Genomic DNA, 19,902 nt, shown 5'->3' on the forward strand with positions numbered 1-19,902 from the left:
GCACAGTCCCTCGAACAACGACAAGGGGACAGCCGTGGATGGACTGAAGAATCTGCGCGTCGGAACGCGCCTGGGATTGGCGTTCTTCGTGTTGCTGGCGCTGATGCTGGCGATGGCCTTTGTCGGCACGTTGCTGGCGAAGTCGATCAACTACTACGCCGAGTACTACCCCGAGAACATCCTGCCGTCGCTGCGCATCATTCACCAGATCGACGGTGCGATCTCCGACGCGCGGAGGTACGAGCAGCAGCACATCCTGACGGACGACGACAAGCAGAAGAAGGAACTCTCTGGCCAGATCGTCAAGGCGCGTGACGACGTCCGCCAGCGGTTGAAGGACTATGAGCTGCTGGCCGCCGACGACGAGGATCGTGGGCTGCTGAAGACGGTGCGCGAGGGCGCCGAGGCCTATTTCGCGGGCCAGGAAAAAGTCCTCAAGGCTTCAGAGGAGAGTGCCGCCGATCCGACCCAGGGCACGGCAGCCCGGGAGATGAACGCGACGGCCCGCGCCGTCTTCCTGCCGCTGCGCCAGAACGTCGGCAAATGGTGGGACTACAACGAGAAGCTGGCCGGCGTGACGACCGCTTCCGCCGAGAGTGCCTACCGCCGCGTGCTGTGGATCTTCGGCATCGCATCGCTCGTGGCCCTGGTCATCGGCGTGTTGGCGGCCCTGTCCATCACCCGTTCCATCACCGGCCCCGTGCAGCGCGCTTCCGACGCGGTCAGGGCCGTGGCGGCCGGCGACTTGACACAGCGCCTGCAGAGCAGTTCGCGCGATGAACTCGGCCAGTTGCTGACCATGCTGGACGAGATGACGCAGAACCTGGCGCGCATGGTGTCGGGCGTGCGCCTGGGCTGCGACCAGCTCAGCGTCGCCGCGGCCGAGATCGCCCAGGGCAATGCCGACCTGTCGGCGCGCACCGAGAGCCAGGCCTCCAGCCTCGAGCAGACGGCCGCCTCCGTCGAGCAGATGGCCGCGCAGATCAAGGCCAATGCCGACAACGCCCGCCAGGCTGACCAGCTTGCCAACCATGCTTCCGAAGTGGCCGGCGCCGGCGGCACCGCTGTCGGTGAGGTCGTCACGACCATGGACGCGATCTCCACCTCCAGCCGCAAGATCTCCGACATCATCGGCACCATCGACGGCATCGCCTTCCAGACCAATATCCTCGCGCTGAACGCGGCCGTCGAGGCGGCGCGGGCGGGCGAGCAGGGCCGGGGCTTTGCCGTCGTGGCCGGCGAGGTGCGCCTGCTGGCCCAGCGCAGCGCCGAGGCGGCCAAGGAGATCAAGAGCCTCATTGGTGACAGCGTCAGCAAGGTCGAGAGCGGCAGCGCCCAGGTGCTGGCCGCGCGCGAGACCATCGGCCAGATGGTCAACGAGGTGCGCAAGGTGACCGACCTCGTCGGCGAGATCACCGTCTCCAGCCGAGAGCAGAGCGAAGGCGTGGGCCAGATCAACGCGGCCGTCAGCCAGCTCGACCAGGCCACGCAGCAGAACGCGGCTCTCGTGGAGCAGACAGCGGCCGCCGCTGAGAGCATGCGCATGCAGACGGCCAAGCTGGCCGAGGCGGTGGCGGCCTTTCGCGTGGATGCGGGCGCTGCGGCGCCAGGGCCACGCGGCACGCCCAAGCCGGCGGCGCGGTCTGCCATGGCGCCTCGCGCTGCGACTCCCAAATCTGCACCGCGCCCTGCGGCTCAAGCCAGGCCCGCGCCGGTCAGTGCGGCGCCCGCGCAGAAGACCGTTCCCGCCCCCGCGCCGAGCCAGGCCGAGGGCGATTGGGAGACTTTCTAGAACAGGCCGGCGAGCCGCTGCACCGCGGCCTCGCTCTGGGCCCGGTCGGGGCGCTGGTCTTCATTGCCGAAGTCGTGCTCACCCATGGCCGCGACCAGCAGGCCGTCGCGGCGCGGCAGCACGACAAGGTTCTGGCCGCGATAGATCAGCGCGTAGTCCACCTCGGGCTGCGGAATGAGTCGAGCCGTCTGGCCGCGCACCGGTGTCATGCTGGTGTCTCCCAGCAGCTTGCGCGCACCGTCGCCCGTGCAGTTGACGATGACGCGCTCGGGCAGGCGGGCAAAGTCGCGCGGCTGCCGGAACTCGCGCTGCACCAGTTCGCCGCCGTCGCGGGCGAAATCGTCCAGCAGCAGGCGCTGGTAGGCCGGGATGTTGAAAATGAGTTGCGTGAAGCGGCGTGCGTGCGGTTTGCGAAAAGGATGCTCCGCGGCCGAGAGCGCCTTGCCCTGCGGGCGCAGGTCGGCGATGCGCGACGACAGCTCCGGATAGTCGGGCTCGCCGATGTGGCCGGGCAGGGCCTGATCGAAATCCTCGTCGGCGACGACATAGCCGTCATGCCATTCGACGGGGCCGGAAGGCAGGCCGAGATAGCTCTGGTGCACCTTGAACGAGGCACGAGCCATGGCTTCCCAATCGGCCGTCCAGGCCTCGCTGGCGTGTTCGCTGGTGACGATGCGCGAGTCCGGCGTCCACAGCCCGGTGGCCGCTGAGGAGTGCACGTGGGGTGGCCGGTCCTTGGCGTAGAGCCTGACCTTGTAGCCGGCCTGCTGGGCGGTGCGCGCCGTCGTCAGGCCGATGGCGCCGCAGCCGATGACGGCGATGCGCTCACCGGGGCGAACGCCGCGCGACTGGATCAGCGCCAGCGCGCGCTGGGCCGAACCCCAGGACAGTGACCAGCCGCTGCCGCCGTGGCCGTAGTGGTGGACGACGGTCTTGCCGAAGCGTCTCTCGACCTCGATGCGCGGCCCCTGGGCGCGAAAAGGGCGGATGCCGACGGCGATGTCGACGATGCGGTCCACGCTGGCGCGCATCACAGCCGGCGCCGCTGGGGCTGCGAAGTCCAGCGCAAAGGCGGGCCAGGACAGGGCGGTGCTGCCGGCCGCAAGCAAATGACGGCGTTGCACGATCAGAAGGCTTGGCGAGCCAGCGACTTGCGGATCAGCGCTGCATCGCGCAGGCGATTGGCCGAGCCGTCGGCGTCCAGCAGCACCACGGTCACCGGGCGCTTGCCGTTCAGGATGCGCATGGCCAGGCAGCGGCCAGCTTCCTCGGTATAGCCGGTCTTGGAGACGCGGATGTTCCAGCCCTTGGCGCCGACCAGCCGGTTGGTGTTGCGCACGTCGCGCTGGCGGCCGTCGACCGGCACCTTGGCCTTCTTGACGCTGGTGATGCGCTCGATCTCGCCGTAGCGCGCCGCCGCTGCCGTGATGGCCGCCATCTCGGTGGCGGTCGAGGTATTGGCCGGCGACAGGCCGGTCGGGTCGGTGATGGCCGTGCGCTTCAGGCCAAGGGCGCGGATCTTGGCCTGCATGGCCTTCTCGAAGCCGGCCTCGCCGCCGGGGAAGGTGCGCGCCAGCGCTGCGGCGGCGCGGTTCTCGGACTCCATCAGCGCCAGTTCCAGCGCGGCCTGCCGGCTCATCTGCGTGCCGACGCGAACCCGCGAGCGGCTGTGCTTGAGCGTGTCGACGTCGTCGCTCGTGATGCGCAGCTTCTCGTTCGGGTCCAGTTTGGCGTCGAGCACGACCATGGCCGTCAGCAGCTTGGTCAGCGAGGCAATCGGCACGACGGTGTCGGCGTCGCGAGCCATCAGCACCTTGCCGGTGGCGTCGTCGATGACGACGACATGCTTGGCATTGACGGGCAGGCGCAGCTGTTGAACCGGCGGCGCCTCGGCCTCGATGGCCACGGGGCTGGGCGGCGGCTCGACCGGCTCGCGGCCCTTGGCCTGCACGACGAAGCTGGTCGCGGCGATCAGCAGCGCCGGCAGAGCCAGCTTCCAGCCCGTGGCCTGGGGGCGCGGCGCGAGCAGGCGTTCTATGCGGGCAAGCAGGTCGCCGCCGCGAGCGGCGAGCGCGGGAGAGGGAGTCATATCGGAGCAATCCATTTCAGAAAGGGCGTGCAGGGCCAGGGCCAGGCGGCGTGAATCACCGAGCAGCTCGGCCGAGATCTCGTCGGCCACCAGCTCGCGCTCATGACGCATGCGAGCTGACAGCCACCAGACGACGGGGTGAAAGAAGAGCAGGGCCTCGACGGCGCTCTGCAGCAGGTTGGCCGCGTAGTCCCAGCGCCGCACATGGGCCAGCTCGTGGGCCAGCAGGGCTTCGATCAGGTCCACCGGCAGGCGGGTCAGCAGGGCGGCAGGCAGCAGCACGCAGGGCCGGAACATGCCCAGTGCGATGGGGCCGGCCAGGTCGGGCAGCAGGCGCAGCGGGACGGGCCGCTTGAGGCCCAGGCGTCGGGCGAGAGCGTCCAGCCGCGCTTGCCACTCGGCCGGTGCCGGCGTGCTGCGCCGCCGCGCACGGCCGACCCAGGCCAGGCCCAGGGCCAGCCGCGCCAGCATCAGCGCCGTGCCCAGGGCCCAGGCACTGACCAGGGCCGGCATCTGCTCAGCAAGCGGCGGCAGCTCGCCGATGAAATCGGTGTCGGCCGGTGCGAGATCCAGGCACTGCGCCAGCGGCAGGCCCAGGCAAAGCGCCAGGCCGGCCGCACAGGCGGCATAGCGCCAGCGTGCCGACGCGCCACGCATCAGCGCCAGCAGCAGGGCCACGGCGGCGCCGACGACGACGCCCTGCCAGACGAAGTTCACGAGGGCCCAGCCCCAGGCAATCATGGCGATGTCGAGGCTCATCTGGCTTCATCTCCCTTTCCAGCCAGCAACTGGCGGATCTCCGCGCGCTCCTTGGCGCTGACGTGGTCCTTCAGGGCTGCAAGCACCAGGGCCTTGCCAGAGCCGGCAAAGGCCTTGCTGATGAAGTCCTTCATCAGGGACTGCTGCAGCTTGTCCTGGGCGTGCACGGGGGCGTAGAGCTGCGGGCGCTGGCTCTCGTCGCGGGTCAGCAGGCCCTTGCCGTGCATCACCTGCAGCTGGCGCAGTACGGTGGCATAGGTGGCGTCGGGCCGCTCGGGCAGCAGGGCCTCGTGCACGGCCTTCGCGTCGGCGGGGCCGTGGCGCCACAGCACCTGCAGCAGGTCAAGCTCGGCCGCCGTTGGTTTGGCGGAGGGTGTTCGGCTCATGGATTCAGAATATCTGTTCTAGAACTCATTGTCTAGAACTGTTGTTCTGAATTGTTCATGCGGGGCGAGCGCCGGGCCGCTCCCTAGCCGGCCCACTCTGGCGATGTGCTCGTGGCTCTATGCCGCGAGCATCGCCGTCCCCTCGGGGGACCGACCAGCCGCGCCGGCGTTCAGCGAGCGAAGCTGGTCGAGGGGCTCTACCTTGCGTCCAGCTCGCGGTGGCGCTTCAGCACATGGCCGTGGTGGCTGAACTGGCGCGCCAGCATCTCGACGAGATAGACCGAGCGATGTTGGCCACCGGTGCAGCCAATGGCCACGGTCAGGTAGCTGCGCTGGTCGGCCGCGAAATTGGGCAGCCAGCGCGACAGGAAGCCGGCGATCTGGCCCATCATCAGGCCGACCTCGGGCTGGGCCGCGAGATAAGCCGCCACCGGCGCATCGCGGCCGTTGAGCGGGCGCAGCTCGCGGTCGTAATAGGGATTGGGCAGCACGCGCACGTCGAAGACGAAGTCCGCGTCGCTGGGCACGCCATGCTTGAAGGCGAAGCTCTCGAAAACCAGGGTGAGCTTGGCGCCGACATGCGGGCCGACCAGATCACCGAGCCAGGCACGCAACTGCGCCGGGCGCAGCTGGCTGGTATCGATGACAGTGGACTCGGCCTTGAGCCCGCCGAGCAGTTCGCGCTCCAGCTTGATGGCGTCCAGCAGCAGGCGATGGCTGTCATCGGCCGCGCCTTCCAGCGCACCGAAGCCGGTGTCGCGGTCCTCGCGCAGCGGGTGAGGCCGGCGTGTCTCGGAGAAGCGCCGCATCAGCGCCTCGTTGTTGGCGTCCAGGAAGATGGAGCGCACCGGCACGCCGGTGGCTCGCAGGTCCTTGAGCAGCGGCAGCATCAGCGGCAGCGAACTCGCCGAGCGCACGTCCACCGCGATGGCGACACGGCGTTCGCCACGTTGCTGCTCCAGGCGCAGGAAGTCCAGCAGCAGCTCCGCGGGCAGGTTGTCCACGCAGAAATAGCCGGCGTCTTCCAGCGCGTGCATGGCCACCGACTTGCCACCGCCGGACATGCCGGTCAGCAGCACGACGTCGCCCTGCAGATCCGTGTCCGTGCTCATGACTTGGCCTTGCGCGGCTTGGTTGCCGTGGACGCGTCCAGCATCTCCTGCGCATGCGCCAGGCTGGTGGACGACAGGCGCTCGCCGCCCAGCATGCGGGCGATCTCGGCCACGCGGGCTTCGCCGGCCACAGGGCTGACGGAGCTGACGGTGCTCGTGCCCTGCAAGGCCTTGGCGACGACCAGATGACGGTCGGCGCACGCGGCCACCTGGGGCAGGTGGGTGACGGCCAGCACCTGGCGCTCGCCGGTTGCCGAATGGCCGAGCTGCTTCATCAGCCGGCCCACCGTCTCGGCGACGGCGCCGCCGATGCCGACGTCGATTTCGTCAAAGATCAACGTGCCGGGCGCGTTGTCGGTTGCGGCCTGGCTAGCCGTCACCGCAATGGCCAGCGCGATGCGCGACAGCTCGCCGCCCGAGGCCACCTTGGCCAGCGGGCGCGGCGTGCTGCCGGCATGGCCGGCGACCAAGAACTCGGCGGATTCGACGCCAAAGCTCTGCGGGCCGTCGGTGGGGTTCAAGGCGATGTCGAACTGACCGCCCGCCATGCCGAGTTGCTGCATCGCTGCCGTGACGGCGGACGCGAGCTGCGGTGCCGCCTTCTTGCGAGCTCGGCTGGCGGCCTGCGCCTCTGCGTCGAAGGCCTGGCGCGCGGCGGCGAGGGCCGCTTCAAGCAGCGTGGGGTCGCTGGCGGCGTCGAGCTGAGCCAGCTCGGTGCGCCATTGCGAGAGCAGGGCCGGCAGCTCGTGAGGCTGGCGGCGGTAGCGGCGCGCCAGCGTCATCCAGGCCGACACGCGCTCGTCCAGCTCAGCCAGGCGGTTGGGGTCGAGATCGGCCTTGTGCAGATAGGCCGACAGCGTGTGGCTAGCGTCCTGCAGCTGGGCCTGCACATCGCGCAGGGCCTGCACGGCGGGGAGCAGGCGGGCGTCGTGGTCGAGCACGCGTTCGAGCTGGTCCAGCGCACCACCGGCGAGGGACTGGGCGCTGGGCTCGGCCTCGTCCAGCGCATCCAGCGCCGACTTGGCCGCGTCGATGAGGGACTGGCCGTGCGACAGGCGACCATGCTCGGCGTTCAATTCCTCCCACTCGCCCTCGGTGGGCGCCAGGCCGTCCAGCTCGCCGATCTGCCAGGCCAGGCGTTCGCGTTCGCGCAAGGCGTCGGCCTGCTGGCTCTGGGCCTTCTGCAGCGCCTCGGCGGCCTGCTTCCAGGCGGCGTGGGCGCGGCCCAGCGGCGCAGTGTCCAGCCCCGCAAAGCCATCCAGCAGCTCGCGCACGGCGGCGGGGCGGGTCAGGCCCTGCCAGGCATGCTGGCCGTGGATGTCGAGCAGGTGGTCGGCCAGCTCGCGCAGCTGCGTCAGCGTGGCCGCGCCGCCGTTGATCCAGGCGCGGCTTTTTCCCGCGGCGTCGATGACGCGGCGCAGCAGCAGCGTGTCGTCGCAGTCGAAACCGGCCTCGTCCAGCCAGGCGCGCAGATGCGCCGGCGTGTCGAACTCGGCAGTGATCTCGGCCTTGGCCGCGCCTTCGCGCACCACGCCGGCGTCACCGCGGCCACCCAGGGCCAACTGCAGCGCGTCGATCAGAATGGACTTGCCAGCGCCGGTCTCGCCGGTCAGCACGGCAAAGCCGGGCTCGAAGTCGAGCTCCAGCGCGGGGACGATGACGAAATCCTTCAGGCTCAGGTGCCGCAGCATGGTCAGCCTCTAAACATACCAACGCAATTTGCGTCGCAGGGTCGCGTAATAGCTCCAGCCCTTGGGGTGCAGAAAGCGCACCTGGTGCTGGCTGCGCCGCACGGTGATGGTGTCGCCGTGCAGCAGGCTGGCGAGGCTTTGCATGTCGAAGTTCACCGACGCATCGCGCCCGGCGACGATCTCCAGGCGCACCTCTCCGAGGTCGGGCAGCACGATGGGCCGGTTGGACAGCGTGTGGGGCGCGATCGGCACGATCAGCCAGCCGGCAATGCCGGGGTGCAGGATGGGCCCGCCCGCTGACAGCGCATAAGCCGTGGAACCCGTGGGGGAGGCCACGATGAGGCCGTCAGCGCGCATGTTGGCGACGAACTGCTCGCCGACTTCGATCTTCAGCTCCACCATGCCGGAGCTGCCGCCGCGGCTCACGACCACGTCATTGAGTGCCAGGCCGGAGAAGATGGATTCGCCGTCGCGCCAGACTGCGCCTTCCAGCATCGCCCGGGGCTCGACTTCGTAGTCGCCCGCCAGCACCGGCGCCAATGACTCGCGCCAGCGCTCGATGGGAATGTCCGTGATGAAGCCCAGCCGCCCCTGGTTGATGCCCACCAGCGGAATGCCGTGGCGGGCCATGTCCCGTGCGAAGCCGAGCATCGTGCCGTCACCGCCGATGACCACCGCCAGGTCGCATTGCCGGCCCAGCTCGTCGTTGGACAGCGCTTCATAGCCTGTCAGGCCGGTGTTGAGCGCGGTGTCCGCTTCCAGCGAGACGTCCAGGCCCTGGCTGCACAAAAATTGGGCAATCTCCTCCAGCACCGGCCCGATGCCAGGCGCTTGATGCTTGCCCACGATGGCGACATGTCTGAAGCGCTCGGCCATGCGGCAAATTACACCACAGGGGTATCGCCTCTCTCTGCAGGAAAAGGGGTGTCCATAGAATGCGGGCATGCTCGACGAGCGATCCAAATCCCTGCTGAAAACCCTGGTCGAACGCTATATCGCGGACGGGCAGCCGGTCGGCTCGCGCACGCTGTCCAAAGCCTCGGGCCTGGAGCTCAGCCCCGCGACCATCCGCAATGTGATGGCCGACCTCGAAGAACTCGGCCTCATCGCCAGCCCGCACACCAGCGCCGGCCGCATCCCGACGGCGCGCGGCTACCGCCTCTTCGTTGACACCATGCTGACGGCCCAGCCCGGCCTCATCGGTGTGGAAACGGCGCAGCTGCAGCCCGACCAGCCCCAGCGCGTCATCGCCAGCGCAGCGCAGATGCTGTCCAACCTTTCCAGCTTCGTCGGCGTCGTCACGGCGCCCAAGAAGCCCAGCGTCTTCCACCACATCGAATTCCTGCGCCTGGGCGAGCGCCGCGTCCTCGTCATCCTCGTCGCACCCGACGGCGACGTGCAGAACCGCGTCGTCTTCACGGCCCAGGATCTCAGCCAGGGCGAACTGCAGGAGGCCAGCAACCGCCTCAACGCCGGCTATGCGGGCCTGACGCTTGAGGCGGTGCGCGAGCGGCTGCGCCACGAGGTTGACGAACTGCGCGGCGAGATCGCCGGCCTGATGAGCGCGGCGGTGCAAGTGGGCAGCGAGGCCATGCAGCAGCAGGAAGAGCGCGTCGTCGTTTCAGGCGAGCGCAACCTGCTGACCGTGCAGGATTTCAGCCACGACATGGGCAGCCTGCGCCGCCTGTTCGACCTCTTCGAGCAGAAGACGCAACTGATGCGCCTGCTCGACACCTCCAGCCGCGCCGAGGGCGTGCGCATCTACATCGGCGGCGAAAGCCAGGTCGTGCCCTACGAGGAACTGTCCATCGTCAGCGCGCCTTATGAGGTGGATGGCCAGGTGGTAGGCACGCTGGGCGTCATCGGCCCGACGCGCATGGCCTACGACCGCATGATCCAGATCGTCGACATCACGTCGCGGATGGTGGGGCAGGCGCTCAGTCAGCGGTGAGCCTTCCCTGACTAGAATCCGCGCCTCCTCCCCGGGGGCCGTTAGCTCAGTTGGTCAGAGCAGAGGACTCATAATCCTTTGGTCATTGGTTCAAGTCCAATACGGCCTACCAATTAATCAATGACTTGAAATAATTTGACGACGCCTATAACAATGGGCGGCGTGTTGGTCGCCGCGTAGCCGGCGAGCATGTCCAGTTCTTCTGGTCGCAGCTGCAGCGGACCTGCCGTCAACTTGTAGAACGGCAGCAACTAGCTACCACTGGGCAGAATTGTTTGCTTGAAGGATCGGTCCGAAGATATGAGCTATCAGCCGCCCACCAACATACTCCAGGTACTTCAAAAGATCGAGTACGAAGAGGCCCTTGAAGCTGGAGACCCTCGCTACGTTGAAACACGCCAGGCTCGGGGCAGCGAACTTACGTTCTCGCGGCTGTCACGAAAGTTTGGCTGGGACGCGGACCACGACGTTTTTTTTGCGCCCAATGACAAGCACGTGCTCTTCTTTGGCCACATAGGCAGCGGCAAGACGACTGAGCTGCGACGGTACGCAAGGCAGTTGAACAACTCAAAGCGGTATTACGTTGTCGAGGTTGACGTACTGGCCAAGTTGGACCGCAACAACCTCCAGTACACCGAGGCTTTGATGGCCATGGCAGAGGCCCTTCTCGAGAAGATGTCGGCAGACGGTTTTTCTCTTAGTGAAGACGAGCTTAGGCCGGTACGCGATTGGTTTGCCAGTTCAGTGCAAATCAACACAAGTTCCCGCGAACTCAGCGCCGAGGTCAAGGCTGGTTTGCAGGCGGGGGGAGGGATTCCTGGCCTAGCCAAGCTGTTTGCGGGGTTCACCGCAGCGTTTAAGACCGGTGCAAGTCAGAAGAACGAATGGCGACAGGAAATTCGCAATCGCTTCACGACACTGGCTACCGCCTTCAGCAATCTCATTCGCTCCGCTGAGGCCAAGCTCAATGCTCTGGGCCGTGCCGAGCGTGTGCTCTTTATCATTGACGGCACCGACAAGATGCGTGGTGATGACACCATTCAGTTTTTCGTGCAAGACGCCGAGCAACTGTTGGCCATCCAAACGCTTGCGCTCTACACCGCACCCCTCCACCTTAAGTACGACGGTCGCCTCGGTGGCAAGCTCGATGCTGAGTTGGTATTGCCCATGATGAAGCTCTACGAGCGTGATCGCTCTCGTTGCGAAGCAGGCTGGTCAGCGTTGACAAGCTTGCTTTTGCTACGCGCTGACCGCAGTCTCTTCGCCGCTGATGCTGATATCGAGGAGTTGGTGCGTCATTGCGGGGGGCACCCGCGAGAGCTATTGCGCTTGCTGCGCCTGTGTTGCGAGATGGCTGCCGATAAGATCGACGCCAGTGTGGTTGCTCGAGCCATTGCTCAGCTTGCGGCTGACTATCGTTATTTCCTAAAGCCTGCCGATTACGCGTTGTTGGCCGAGGTGGATAGCACGCCTCAACAGGGCGGGAATGACGAGCTTGCTCAGGCCCTATTGCACCGGCTCGCTTTGATGCAATACAACGATGGCTCTTGGCGTTATAGCCACCCGGTGGTGCGTACGCTCGAAGGCTACAAACTCGCGGTTGGCGCGCGTGTCTCATTTGCCATGACAAACGCCTGATGCGACCTCGCCGACATGGCCGATCCCTCTGACGTGGATAGGCTTGGTCTAGAACTTGCCCGCAGCCTGCCGGCGAATTGTTTCGGCGACTTTCAGCGGCTGAGCCGCAGCCTCCTGCACGGGCCAGCTTTCCAGTGGCTGCTTGTCGACGCGCCTGATGATCGCTTGCGTCTGCGGGTGGTAGCAACGCTTGACGTGGTGTTAGCCGCTGCGCGGCTGCGCATCAGCACGCTGATCTTGGGACGTTCTATTGTCGATGTCGCGACGCTCGAAGAGCGTCTCGTGAAAGATGCGGGCCAGGCCGATGTAATCCATGTGCAGGGACCACGCGGTTGGTTCAACGCTGAGCGCTGGGACGCTTTTAACGTTCGACGCGAGCGCATTGCGGCTACTGCGAGAGCCCGACTCGTATTCTGGTTAGACGGCGACGCTATCGCGTTGGCCTCGCAAGGCGCACCGGACCTGTGGGCTTGGCGCGCTGGGGTATACGCCTTTGCAGCGGAGCCGGCCTTGAACGAACCGCCTGCCCAACTCGTTGCAACCGCGCCATTGGCCGAATCCGTCATCGAGTTCGATCCGCGTTCGACGGCAGAAAGGCGTCATCGCGTTGCCGAAATCCGGCGCTGGCTACAGGACCATCCCGACCTGAGCGACGAACTACTCGTTGGGCCCTACAACGAGTTGGGGCGGCTCTTGTTTGACCTTTCGGACTACGACGCTGCCTTGGAGCACTGGCAGAAAGCTGAGTTGCCGCTGCACCAACGCCGAGGCAGCGAACGCGATGCTGCCTTCACATTGGGGCAGATCGCCGACATCCTGCAAGGCCGGGGTAAGTTCGAGGAGGCGCTACGCATTCGTCAGCAACAGGAACTGCCTGTCTACGAACGCCTAGGAGACTTGCGCGCAAAAGCCGTCACCATAGGCAAGATCGCAGACATCGTTCAAGCCCGAGGTGAGCTAGACGAGGCGCTTCGCATTCGACGGCAAGAGGAACTGCCGGTCTTTGAGCGTCTGGGTGACCTGCGTTCCCAAGCCGTAACTGTGGGCAAGATCGCTGACATCCTGCAAGCCCGAGGCGAGCTCGATGAGGCGCTTCGCACCCGCCAACAACAAGAACTACCTGTCTACGAGCGCCTAGGGGGCTTGAGTGAAAGAGCCGTCACCATGGGCAAAATCGCCGACATCCTTCAAACCCGAGGTGAGCTAGACGAGGCGCTGCGCATTCGTCAGCAAGAAGAACTCCCTGTCTATGAGCTGCGGGGAGACATAGCCTCTAAGGCCGCCACATTGGGCAAGATCGCTGGCATCTTGCAAGCTCGGGGCCAGCGCGAGGCGGCCTTGGTGGTGGCGCAGGAGGCGGTCAATCTGTACCGCGCGCTGGCGGCGCAACGCCCTGACGCCTTCCGTGCCGACCTGGCCAGGTCGCTGGGTAACTTGGCCAACAGGCTCAGCGACCTGGGCCAGCATGACGCGGCCTTGGCGACGGCGCAGGAGACCGTCGAGCTGTTCCGGACATTGGCGGCTCAACGCCCTGACGTCTTCCGTGCCGACCTGGCCCGGTCGCTGAATAACTTGGGCAACAGGCTCAGCGAGCTGGGCCAGCGTGAGGCGGCCTTGGTGGCAACGCAGGATGCGGCCGAGTTGCGCCGGGAGCTGGCGGCCCAACGCCCTGACGTCTTCCGTGCCGACCTGGCCAGCTCGCTGAATAACCTGGCCAACAGGCTCGGCGACCTGGGCCAGCATGAGGCGGCCTTGGCGACGGCGCAGGAGACCGTCGAGCTGTTCCGGACATTGGCGGCTCAACGCCCTGACGTCTTCCGTGCCGACCTGGCCCGGTCGCTGAATAACTTGGGCAACAGGCTCAGCGAGYTGGGCCAGCGTGAGGCGGCCTTGGTGGCGGCGCAGGAGGCGGTCGAGTTGCGCCGGGAACTGGCGGCACAACGCCCTGACACCTTCCGTGCCGACCTGTCCAGCTCCCTGAATAATCTGGCCAGCAGGCTCAGCGACCTGGGCCAGCATGAGGCGGCCTTGGCGACCGCGCAGGAGGCGGTGGACCTGTACCGCACGCTGGCGGTGCAACGCCCTGAAGCCTTCCGTGCCGACCTGGCSCGGTCSCTGAATAACCTGGGTAACAAGCTCGGAAACTTGGGCCAGCGTGAGGCGGCCTTGGTGGCGACGCAGGAGGCGGTCGAGTTGCGCCGGGAGCTGGCGGCCCAACGCCCTGACGCCTTCCGTGCCGACCTGGCCCGGTCGCTGAATAACTTGGGCAATAGGCTCAGCGAGCTGGGCCAGCGTGAGGCGGCCTTGGTTGCGGCGCAGGAGGCGGTCGAGTTGCGCCGGGAGCTGGCGGCCCAACGCCCCGACGCCTTCCGTGCCGACCTGGCCAGCTCGCTGGGTAACTTGGCCAACAGGCTCAGCGACCTGGGCCAGCATGACGCGGCCTTGGCGACGGCGCAGGAGACCGTCGAGCTGTTCCGCACATTGGCGGCCCAACGCCCKGACGTCTTCCGTGCCGACCTGGCCCGGTCGCTGAATAACTTGGGCAACAGGCTCAGCGAGCTGGGCCAGCATGAGGCGGCCTTGGTGGCAACGCAGGATGCGGTCGAGTTGCGCCGGGAGCTGGCGGCACAACGCCCTGACGCCTTCCGTGCCGATCTGGCCAGCTCCCTGAATAATCTGGCCAGCAGGCTCAGCGAGCTGGGTCAGCATGAGGCGGCCTTGGCGACCGCGCAGGAGGCGGTGGACCTGTACCGCACGCTGGCGGCCCAACGCCCTAAAGCCTTCCGTGCCGACCTGGCMCGGTCSCTGAATAACCTGGGTAACAAGCTCGGAAACTTGGGCCAGCGTGAGGCGGCCTTGGTGGCGATGCAGGAGGCGGTCGAGTTGCGCCGGGAGCTGGCGGCACAACGCCCTGACACCTTCCGTGCCGACCTGGCCAGCTCGCTGAATAACCTGGCCAACAGGCTCAGCGAGCTGGGCCAGCATGAGGCGGCCTTGGCGACGGCGCAGGAGACCGTCGAGCTGTTCCGSACATTGGCGGCYCAACGCCCKGACGTCTTCCGTGCCGACCTGGCCCGGTCGCTGAATAACTTGGGCAACAGGCTCAGCGAGTTGGGCCAGCGTGAGGCGGCCTTGGTGGCGGCGCAGGAGGCGGTCGAGTTGCGCCGGGAGCTGGCGGCACAACGCCCTGACACCTTCCGTGCCGACCTGGCCAGCTCGCTGGGTAACTTGGCCAACAGGCTCAGCGAGCTGGGCCAGCATGAGGCGGCCTTGGCGRCGGCGCAGGAGACCGTCGAGCTGTTCCGSACATTGGCGGCACAACGCCCCGACGTCTTCCGTGCCGACCTGGCCCGGTCGCTGAATAACTTGGGCAATAGGCTCAGCGAGCTGGGCCAGCGTGAGGCGGCCTTGGTGGCGGCGCAGGAGGCGGTCGAGTTGCGCCGGGAGCTGGCGGCCCAACGCCCTGACGCCTTCCGTGCCGACCTGGCCCGGTCGCTGAATAACTTGGGCAACAGGCTCAGCGAGCTGGGCCAGCATGAGGCGGCCTTGGTGGCGGCGCAGGAGGCGGTCGAGTTGCGCCGGGAGCTGGCGGCACAACGCCCTGACGCCTTACGCGGTGACCTGGCCAATAAGCTCAGCGACTTGGGCTAGCAGGAGACGGCCTTTGTGGCGGCTCATGAGATTGTCGAACTGCGTCGCAAGCCGGCGATATAGAGGTAGGGATCTTAGGCCCGTAGCGATCCAGTCGTGCTGCCAAGTCGATCAGCTCGGCATTCCAGCATCAAGCATCGATGTAGTCGCGATAGTGGAAATCGCCCCAGCAACGCCGGCGAGCCTCTAAGTACTCGACCCAGGCCTCGTTCGTGCCAGACCGAAGTCCGGCGCGTCGAGCCCGTCAAAGCGGCGACTAATGTCCGGACCCGCCAACATACCGCGCCTCAGTGATGTCTAGCTGCTGAACTGCTCGTTCCCCGCCACGCCCAGCTTCTTGACGCTATTGCGCTGCGCGGAAGCCATCACGGCAGCGAAGGCGCTGTAGTCCACCAACTTGTTCGGCTTGATGTGCACCTCGGGCTGATTGGCCTCGGCGAGCGCGCCGACTTCCTGCATCTTGGCGTCGACGGCGGCGCGGTTGGCCAGGGGCTGGTCGTCCCAGTAGACCGTGCCGTCGAAGTCGATGGCGACGGTGTGGATGACCGGCTTGGGTTGTGACTTGCCGCCCAGCCCGATGTCCAGGCTGATCGAATGCAGCTGGGTCGGGATGGTCAGGATGAGCATCACCAACAGCACCAGCATCACGTCGATCAATGGCGTCGTGTTGACGTCCATCAGGGTCTCGGCTTCGCCACTGCCCGGCATCGTTGCAACGTTCATTCCCATGTCGGTCTCCCTCGGGTTGCTGCCATGCGCTCACCGTGACTGGCAAGCGCTGGCACCGATGATGCCCAGCGGACGCCATGAAGACAACGGGAGCCTGCTGCCCTGTTGCTACCAACCCTACTGCACGAAGCTGACCCTCAACTTCCCATTCACCACCTTCACGTCCCGCACCGCCATCTTCGCCAGCGCGCCCTTGGCCGTGCTCGCATCGATGGTGTAGACGGGGCGAGCCTGCAGTTGTGCGTTGATCATCCCCGGCCCTTGCAACTTCACGATCGCGGCGTACTCCTGCGGCAGGCCGGCGAACTCCAGCGTCGTGATCTGCACGTCGTCCAGGAAGAGCTGGCCCTCGGCCGGCACATAGCGCGGCCGGCCGGAGAAGCCGACGCGGCCGGTGCGCTCGCGGGTGCCGAGCACGACCTTGGCGTCTGCCGTCAGGCCGATGCGGTCCTCGCCCTCGGTCAGCACGACGACGGGGTTGGACAGGTCCAGGCAGGCGATGAGGAGCTTGCAGTGATGCGTCGGGAAGCGCGGCGCGATGCGGGCCTGCAGCTCGACCTGCTCGATGTCGAGATGGCCGTCGGAGATGCGGCCCAAGACGGCACAGGTGGCCAGCGGCAGGACGGCGAGCAGGGTGGCGGTGAGGGCAAGAAGGCGGCGGTTCATGGCGTCAAAGGCTTCAAGGCGCCGCCGAGTTTGCCCTCGTCCACCCAGAGGGAGCGTAAGTCAGTGTTCGTTCAAATACGAATGCAAATGATTCGCATTTGAGTGCTAGCATGGCCGCTTATGCGTGCGCTCCTGGTCCTTTTGCACCGCTGGTTCGGCCTGGCGGCGGCGGTTTTTCTGTTCATCGCCGGGCTGACCGGCGCGGTCATCGCCTTCGACCACGAGCTGGACGCCGCGCTGAATCCGCAGTTCTTCGAGGCCCGCAGCGCGGGGCCGGCCCGCCCTGCGCTGGAGCTTGCCGATGCGCTCGAGGCCGCCGACCCGCGACTGCGGGTGCGCTACCTCCCGTTGCAGGCGGAGGCCGGCCACACGCTGCTGGCCATGGTCGAGCCGCGCGATGCGGACAAGCCGTTGGGCTTCAACCAGCTTGCCGTCGACCCCGCCACCGGCGCCGTGCAGGCGCGGCGTCAGTGGGGCGCCTTGTCGCTGTCGCGCGAGAACCTGCTGCCCTTCCTGTACGCGCTGCACTACAGCCTGCACCTGCCGGAGTCCGGCGGCATCGCCTGGGGTATCTGGCTGATGGGCCTGATCGGCCTGGTCTGGGTGCTGGACTGCTTTGTCGCCATCTATCTGTCCTTCCCCAGCTGGCGCCAGTGGCGCAAGTCCTTTGCCTTCCGCTGGGCCAAGGGCGGGCATGCGCTGACCTTCGACCTGCACCGCAGCGGTGGCGTGTGGCTGTGGCTGCTGGTGCTGGTTGTGGCGCTGACCTCGGTGGCGATGAATCTGCGCCAGCAGGTCGTGGTGCCGCTGGTGTCGGCGGTATCGCGCATCACGCCCAGCGCCTTCGAGACCCGCCAGCCCAGCGCCAAGCCCATCGCGCCGACGCTGACCCGCGCCCAGGCCCTGGCTGCCGCGCAGACCCAGGCGCGCGAGCGCGGCCTGAAAGCGCCGGCCGGCGGCATCTTCTATGCCGCGGAATACGGCGTCTACGGCGTCGGCTTCTTCCAGCCCGGCAATGACCACGGCGACGGCGGCCTCGGCAACCCCTGGATCTACATCGACGGCCGCGACGCCAGCCCGGCCGGCGCGCTGATCCCCGGCGAGGGCACGGCGGGCGACCTCTATCTGCAGGCCCAGTTCCCGATCCACTCCGGCCGAATCCTGGGCCTGCCCGGCCGCATCCTCGTGTCCGCGTTGGGGCTGGCCATCGCCGTGCTTTCCGTCACCGGCGTGCTGATCTGGCTGCGCAAGGCGCGCGCCCGCCGACACGCGCCCCAAGCGCCTACCGCTCCCGCCCTGCGTCCTTCCAAAGCATGAAATCAAAGACCGTCCTGATCCTCTCCCCGCTGGCCCTGGCCACCGGCGCCGCACTGGCCCAGCAGACCCCGGTGGAGGTGCCCGGCGCGACTCTGCCCACCGTGCGCGTGCAGGCCAAGGCCGCGGACGACGAGAAGAGCAGCAGCGGCGCCACGCGGCTGGAGATGGCGCTGCGCGAGACGCCGCAGTCCGTCACCGTCATCGGCCAGCAGCAGATCCGCGACTTCGGCCTCACCGACATCAACAAGCTGCTGGACCTGACCCCCGGCGTGCTGGTCGAGCGCGTCGAAACCGACCGCACCTATTTCAGCGCGCGCGGCTTCGACATCCAGAACTTCCAGGTCGACGGCCTCGGCCTGCCCTTTGCCAACGGCGCGCAATGGGGCGCGCTGGACACCGCCGCCTTCGAGCGCGTGGAGGTGTTGCGCGGCGCCACCGGCCTGCTCGCCGGCACGGGCAACCCGTCGGCCACCGTCAACTTCATTCGCAAGCGCGCCGCCAGCAAGGCCTTCGCAGCCAGTGCCGCGGTGACGCTGGGCTCGTGGAACCAGCATCGCATCGAGGCCGATGTGAGTGGCAGCCTGAATGCCGATGGTTCGCTGCGCGGCCGCCTCGTTGTGGCCGACGAAGACAAGGACAGCTGGCTCGACCGCTACAGCCAGCACCGCAGCCTGGGCTATGGCGTGTTGGAGCTGGACATCGGCCGCAACACGCTGCTGACCGTCGGCCTCAACGCCCAGCGCAGCAAGGCCGACAGCCCCATGTGGGGCGCGCTGCCGATGGTGGACAGCACCGGCAAACGCATCGACTACTCGCGCAACACCAGCTCGGCCGCCGACTGGGCCTGGTGGACCAACCGCGACACCGAAGCCTTTGCCGAACTGAGCCACGACCTCGGCGGCGGCTGGCAGACGCGCGCCACCGTCTCGCGCCGCAGCCGCAGCACGCCCAGCGAACTCTTCTACGTCTACGGCACGCCCAACCCCGGCGGCGTGCCGGACAGCGGCTTGTACGCCTACCCGTCGGCCTTCGACGGCAAATACGTGGACAGCGTCGCCGACCTCTACGTCTCCGGCCCGTTCAGCCTGTTCGGTCGCCAGCATCAGCTGATGCTCGGCCTCAACGGCGGCCGCCAGACGCTCAGCGAGCTCTCGCTCTATGCCGGCAATATCGGCGCGGCCGTGCCCGACCTGCAGGGCTGGAACGGCGCCTTCCCCAAGCCGGCCTTCGGCGCGTCGACTGACGGCTCCGACGTGTCGCGCCGCCGCGAGAGCGCCTACGCCGCCGCGCAGTTCAGCGTCAGCGACGCGCTCAAACTGGTGACAGGCTTCAACGCCACCCGCGTGCGCAACGGCGGCACGAGCTACGGCGTCGAGCAGGCCTACAGCCACAGCGCCGTCAAACCTTATCTCGGCGCCGTGCTGGATCTGGGCGCCAGCACCAGCGCCTACGCGAGCTATGCCGAGGTCTTCAACCCGCAGCTTGAAGCCGACATCAACCGCAAGCCGCTGGGTCCGCTGGAGGGCAGCAACCTCGAGGCCGGTATCAAGACCGAATGGCTCGATGGCCAGCTCAACGCAAGCGCCGCCGTCTTCCGCACCCGCCAGCAGAACGTGCCGGTGCAGGTTGGCACCCGCCCCGACTTCAGCGCCTATTACGAGGGCATCACCGCCACCAGCACCGGCTATGAGCTGGAGCTGTCCGGCAAGCTGACGCCCGACTGGCGGATTGCCGGCGGCTGGACGCAGCTGCGCCTGAAGGGCAGCAGCGGCGACGAGGTCAACCGCTACATCCCGCGCCGCGTGCTGCGCCTGAGTTCCACCTACCAGCTGCTGCCCCAGCTCAAGCTCGGCGCCGCGGTGCGCTGGCAGAGCGAAATCAGCGACCCGGCGCAAGTCGTCAGGCAGAAGGCCTACGCCGTCGTCGACCTGAACGCCGGCTGGGAGTTCAACAGGCAGTGGAGCGCCGGCCTCGCCGTCAACAACGTGGCCGACACCACCTACCTCGGCAGCCTGAAATGGGACCAGGCCTACTACGCCGCACCGCGCAGCGTCAGCGCCACCTTGAGCTGGAAGTATTGACGATGTAGGGGGGTGATCGCCGCGCTGAGCGCATATCAAT

The 19,902-nt window shown here is 67.1% G+C and carries 14 protein-coding genes and 1 tRNA gene; 7 read left to right on the plus strand and 8 right to left on the minus strand.

The features are described from left to right. Positions 1–34: 34 nt before the first annotated feature. The gene (locus tag ASC91_RS06125; RefSeq protein ID WP_082532468.1) at positions 35–1,792 is read left to right on the plus strand and encodes a methyl-accepting chemotaxis protein; all 1,758 of its coding nucleotides are present in this window, start codon (positions 35–37) and stop codon (positions 1,790–1,792) included. Here the strand turns inward: ASC91_RS06125 and ASC91_RS06130 are convergent. The 6 genes from ASC91_RS06130 to ASC91_RS06155 all read right to left on the minus strand — a co-directional run bounded on the left by ASC91_RS06130 (position 1,789) and on the right by ASC91_RS06155 (position 8,705). Continuing rightward, positions 1,789–2,916 carry an FAD-dependent oxidoreductase gene (locus ASC91_RS06130; protein ID WP_200955228.1) on the minus strand — a complete coding sequence of 376 codons (1,128 nt, stop codon included), beginning with the start codon at positions 2,914–2,916 and terminating at the stop codon, positions 1,789–1,791. The genes ASC91_RS06125 and ASC91_RS06130 overlap by 4 nt on opposite strands. Before the next feature lie 2 nt (positions 2,917–2,918). Then, positions 2,919–4,640: a M56 family metallopeptidase gene (locus ASC91_RS28750; RefSeq protein WP_082532469.1), complete on the minus strand. Its 1,722-nt coding sequence runs from the start codon at positions 4,638–4,640 to the stop codon at positions 2,919–2,921. Next, positions 4,637–5,026 carry a BlaI/MecI/CopY family transcriptional regulator gene (locus ASC91_RS06140; RefSeq protein ID WP_056193816.1) on the minus strand — a complete coding sequence of 130 codons (390 nt, stop codon included), beginning with the start codon at positions 5,024–5,026 and terminating at the stop codon, positions 4,637–4,639. Before ASC91_RS06140 ends, ASC91_RS28750 begins: the two co-directional genes overlap by 4 nt. Positions 5,027–5,223: 197 nt before the next feature. After that, on the minus strand, positions 5,224–6,138 hold the full coding sequence (rapZ, locus tag ASC91_RS06145; protein ID WP_056193822.1) for an RNase adapter RapZ: 915 nt from the start codon (positions 6,136–6,138) through the stop codon (positions 5,224–5,226). After that, complete coding sequence (gene recN, locus ASC91_RS06150) at positions 6,135–7,829, minus strand: DNA repair protein RecN (RefSeq protein ID WP_056193824.1); 1,695 nt, start codon at positions 7,827–7,829, stop codon at positions 6,135–6,137. The genes rapZ and recN overlap by 4 nt, the downstream gene beginning before the upstream one ends. Positions 7,830–7,838: 9 nt before the next feature. Further along, positions 7,839–8,705 (minus strand): NAD kinase, encoded by an 867-nt coding sequence (locus tag ASC91_RS06155; RefSeq protein WP_056193829.1) that lies wholly within the window; start codon positions 8,703–8,705, stop codon positions 7,839–7,841. Positions 8,706–8,772: 67 nt separating this feature from the next. Between ASC91_RS06155 and hrcA the strand changes: the two genes are divergently transcribed. The 4 genes from hrcA to ASC91_RS06175 all read left to right on the plus strand — a co-directional run bounded on the left by hrcA (position 8,773) and on the right by ASC91_RS06175 (position 15,069). Then, positions 8,773–9,780 (plus strand): heat-inducible transcriptional repressor HrcA, encoded by a 1,008-nt coding sequence (gene hrcA, locus ASC91_RS06160; protein WP_056193832.1) that lies wholly within the window; start codon positions 8,773–8,775, stop codon positions 9,778–9,780. 35 nt (positions 9,781–9,815) lie between these two features. After that, positions 9,816–9,892, plus strand: a tRNA-Ile gene (locus ASC91_RS06165). A 167-nt stretch (positions 9,893–10,059) separates the two neighbouring features. Then, positions 10,060–11,418 (plus strand): ATP-binding protein, encoded by a 1,359-nt coding sequence (locus ASC91_RS06170; protein ID WP_235531867.1) that lies wholly within the window; start codon positions 10,060–10,062, stop codon positions 11,416–11,418. 15 nt (positions 11,419–11,433) lie between these two features. Beyond that, complete coding sequence (locus ASC91_RS06175) at positions 11,434–15,069, plus strand: tetratricopeptide repeat protein (RefSeq protein WP_082532470.1); 3,636 nt, start codon at positions 11,434–11,436, stop codon at positions 15,067–15,069. A gap of 297 nt (positions 15,070–15,366) precedes the next feature. On the opposite strand, the gene ASC91_RS06180 is transcribed toward ASC91_RS06175, so the two are convergent. Both ASC91_RS06180 and ASC91_RS06185 read right to left on the minus strand, forming a co-directional pair. Next, positions 15,367–15,798: a biopolymer transporter ExbD gene (locus ASC91_RS06180; RefSeq protein ID WP_200955229.1), complete on the minus strand. Its 432-nt coding sequence runs from the start codon at positions 15,796–15,798 to the stop codon at positions 15,367–15,369. 117 nt (positions 15,799–15,915) lie between these two features. Next, positions 15,916–16,464, minus strand: coding sequence for a DUF1439 domain-containing protein (locus ASC91_RS06185; protein ID WP_056193846.1), 549 nt, complete (start codon positions 16,462–16,464; stop codon positions 15,916–15,918). A gap of 120 nt (positions 16,465–16,584) precedes the next feature. On the opposite strand from ASC91_RS06185, the gene ASC91_RS06190 reads away from it, so the two are divergent. Together ASC91_RS06190 and ASC91_RS06195 are read left to right on the plus strand one after the other, a co-directional pair. Next, positions 16,585–17,781 carry a PepSY domain-containing protein gene (locus ASC91_RS06190; protein WP_056193848.1) on the plus strand — a complete coding sequence of 399 codons (1,197 nt, stop codon included), beginning with the start codon at positions 16,585–16,587 and terminating at the stop codon, positions 17,779–17,781. Further along, positions 17,778–19,862, plus strand: a complete 2,085-nt coding sequence (locus ASC91_RS06195) for a TonB-dependent siderophore receptor (protein ID WP_056193852.1) — start codon at positions 17,778–17,780, stop codon at positions 19,860–19,862. The genes ASC91_RS06190 and ASC91_RS06195 overlap by 4 nt, the downstream gene beginning before the upstream one ends. Positions 19,863–19,902 lie beyond the last annotated feature (40 nt).

Origin of the sequence: Pelomonas sp. Root1237, assembly GCF_001425055.1 — a bacterium.
Classification (GTDB): domain Bacteria; phylum Pseudomonadota; class Gammaproteobacteria; order Burkholderiales; family Burkholderiaceae_C; genus Pelomonas.